Origin of the sequence: Prevotella sp. oral taxon 317 str. F0108 (assembly GCF_000162415.1) — a bacterium.
Taxonomy (GTDB): domain Bacteria; phylum Bacteroidota; class Bacteroidia; order Bacteroidales; family Bacteroidaceae; genus Prevotella; species Prevotella conceptionensis.
In genome coordinates this window covers 1-2,360 of the sequence record NZ_GG740075.1, presented here as the reverse complement: position 1 = coordinate 2,360, position 2,360 = coordinate 1, and the positions used below count along the sequence as shown (strand labels likewise).

At 45.3% G+C, this 2,360-nt stretch carries 6 protein-coding genes; all 6 read right to left on the bottom strand.

Translation table 11 applies throughout. The features are described from left to right. Window positions 1–128: 128 nt before the first annotated feature. Entirely contained in the window at window positions 129–668 is a 540-nt protein-coding gene (locus HMPREF0670_RS11435) for a PoNe immunity protein domain-containing protein (protein WP_052296881.1), read from the bottom strand. 20 nt (window positions 669–688) lie between these two features. Then, window positions 689–1,015, bottom strand: coding sequence for a hypothetical protein (locus tag HMPREF0670_RS11430; protein WP_044078215.1), 327 nt, complete (start codon window positions 1,013–1,015; stop codon window positions 689–691). A gap of 36 nt (window positions 1,016–1,051) precedes the next feature. After that, window positions 1,052–1,306, bottom strand: a complete 255-nt coding sequence (locus HMPREF0670_RS17150; RefSeq protein WP_232213913.1) for a PoNe immunity protein domain-containing protein — start codon at window positions 1,304–1,306, stop codon at window positions 1,052–1,054. Then, window positions 1,275–1,850 (bottom strand): PoNe immunity protein domain-containing protein, encoded by a 576-nt coding sequence (locus HMPREF0670_RS11425; RefSeq protein WP_009231307.1) that lies wholly within the window; start codon window positions 1,848–1,850, stop codon window positions 1,275–1,277. Before HMPREF0670_RS11425 ends, HMPREF0670_RS17150 begins: the two co-directional genes overlap by 32 nt. Window positions 1,851–1,870: 20 nt before the next feature. Further along, complete coding sequence (locus HMPREF0670_RS11420; RefSeq protein WP_157579634.1) at window positions 1,871–2,173, bottom strand: glycine zipper domain-containing protein; 303 nt, start codon at window positions 2,171–2,173, stop codon at window positions 1,871–1,873. A 60-nt stretch (window positions 2,174–2,233) separates the two neighbouring features. Next, window positions 2,234–2,360: PoNe immunity protein domain-containing protein (locus HMPREF0670_RS15835; protein WP_157579633.1), on the bottom strand; the 127-nt coding region annotated here is incomplete at its 5' end.

The window sequence follows — 2,360 nt, the reverse complement described above, 5'->3', positions numbered from 1 at the left end:
TAACCAGAATAGCAGTTCTTTCTTAGATGACTGTCGTACCAAGAGGCATCCTTGTTTAGGTTGTACCATTTGCCTATATAGTCTTTTAATGCTTTTAGGGCAGCCTTACTGTCTGCGGCTTGCGTTACCTAGTATAGCCCCTTGCATTCTCTAGGGAATGCAAGCTTTTGGGCATGTGTCCTTTTCTCGTTATCTTTCAGGCGCGAGTTCAGCAAGAACCAAAGCAACAAGTCCGGTGTCCAGTTCGCAGGTTTTGCCTCCTCGTCCAAGCGTTGTACGTAGTCTACCAACTGCATGAAGTTTTCATCGGGAATATTCAAAAGAATGCCTAATGATATTCTGTATAGTACGTCATCGTATATGGCACCATCACAACTATTATCACGCAGGAAGTAGTCAAAAGAGTCCATATAAATTTTTTGTAGTTCTTTTAGTCCACCGTCCATTGAATATCTTATTTGGATGACATCCATACTGTCGTCTGCTATCATATAACAAGAGTATAATTCATCTCCTTGCCCTGTTGTCAGAATCTCTTTATATCTGTCGATTTCAGCTAGTCTTATCTTCAAAACCTTTTCAAAATCCTTTCTTTTCTTCAATTTATCCCTAATGGGTTGTTCCTGTTCTTTCTTTGAACTTCCAAATATAGCATCAAATAGTCCCATAATTACGCTTGACATTTAAGTTAGAAAATACTATCCACCAATGCAGAACCGCCCCTGCTACAAAGGAATGCACCGATGAGACCGACTATCACTGCGCCAACGAATGTACCCACGCCAGGACAGACGGCCGTGCCGACAATTACGCCAATTTCCGCACCGGCCCATGCACCAGCCAAGCCACCAACGGCCGCACCAGTGGCCTGTTGTGTCTTGTCGCCAAACTCCTCTTCCTCTTGGTAGGCCTCGTTGATGCAATATGCGTCCCAAGCAATGCCCACCACGATTAAGGCTCTACCTGCAACCTTGCCCACAGTTCTAAGCACAGGGGAACTATCTATGTATTGCATGGTTTTCCACAAGGCATCGTTGGCTTTCGCGGCAGCCTATTCTTCCCTGTCCTCCTCCCAATGCACCATGTCGTATGGATAGTAAGGATTGTCTTTTAGGTCGGTGTCGTCTATGTGCATTATCTTAGCCACGGCGGCCACTTCCCATGCCCAGTAGCCAGAATAGCAGTTCTTTTTTAGATGACTGTCGTACCAAGGAGCATCCTTGTTTAGGTTGTACCATTTGCCTATATAGTCTTTTAATGCTTTTAGTGCAGCCTTACTGTCGGTGGCTTGTATTACCTTGTACAATCCTTGTATATAGCCTTGGGAATGCTAGCTTTTGGGCATGTGCTCTTTTCTCGTTATCTTTCAGGCGTGAGTTCAGCAAGAACCAAAGCAACAAGTCTGGTGTCCAGTCCGCAGGTTTAGCCTCTTCGTCCATCCGCTGTACGTAATCTACCAACTGCATGAGATTTTCGTCGGGAATATTCAAAAGAATGCCTAGTGAAACGCGGTTTAAAATTTCAAAGTACATCGGTTCCTCTGGCTCAAAGCTTAAACGGAAATATTCTAACGAATCCATGTAGATTTCTCTCAGTTCAATTATGCTAGCGTCCATAGAATACTTAATCTGAATGACATCCACATTCCTATCGTCTAGCACATAGTATAGAAAAGTGCTTACCTCATTTCCACTTTCCTTAGCTTTCAAGATGGAGATCTCATCTTCCGCAATTTCTTGCAATGTGTTTTTTAACCATTTTTCAAAATGTTTCCTGTCCTTCAACTTGTCCCTAATGGGCTTTTCCTGTTCTTTCTTTGAACTTCCAAATATTGCATCAAATAGTCCCATAGTTATGTTTGTTTTTTAAGTTAGAAAATACTATCCACTAATGCTGAACCGCCCCAGCTGCAAAAAAATGCGCCAACGAGACCACCTATCACTGCGCCAACGAATGTACCCACACCAGGACAGACGGCCGTGCCGACAATTGCGCCAATTTCGGCACCGGCCCATGCACCAGCCAAGCCACCAACGGCCGCACCGGTGGCCTGTTGTGTCTTGTCGCCAAACTCCCCTTCCTCTTGGTAGGCCTCGTTGATGCAATATGCGTCCCAAGCAATGCCCACCACGATTAAGGCTCTGCCCGCAATCTTGCCCACAGTTCTAAGCACTGGGGAACTTTCGATGTATTGCGTGCCTTTCCACAAGGCATCGTTGGCTTTCGCGGCAGCCTATTCTTCCCTGTCCTCTTCCCAATGCACCATGTCGTATGGATAGTAAGGATTGTCTTTTAGGTCGGTGTCGTCTATGTGCATCACTTTGGCCACGGTGCCCACTTCCCATGCCCAATAACCAGAA

Excerpts from the sequence above, each read along its gene's own strand:
- HMPREF0670_RS11435 (WP_052296881.1), bottom strand. The coding sequence starts at position 668 with ATGGGACTATTTGATGCTATATTTGGAAGTTCAAAGAAAGAACAGGAA.
- HMPREF0670_RS11430 (WP_044078215.1), bottom strand. The coding sequence starts at position 1,015 with ATGCAATACATAGATAGTTCCCCTGTGCTTAGAACTGTGGGCAAGGTT.
- HMPREF0670_RS11425 (WP_009231307.1), bottom strand. The coding sequence starts at position 1,850 with ATGGGACTATTTGATGCAATATTTGGAAGTTCAAAGAAAGAACAGGAA.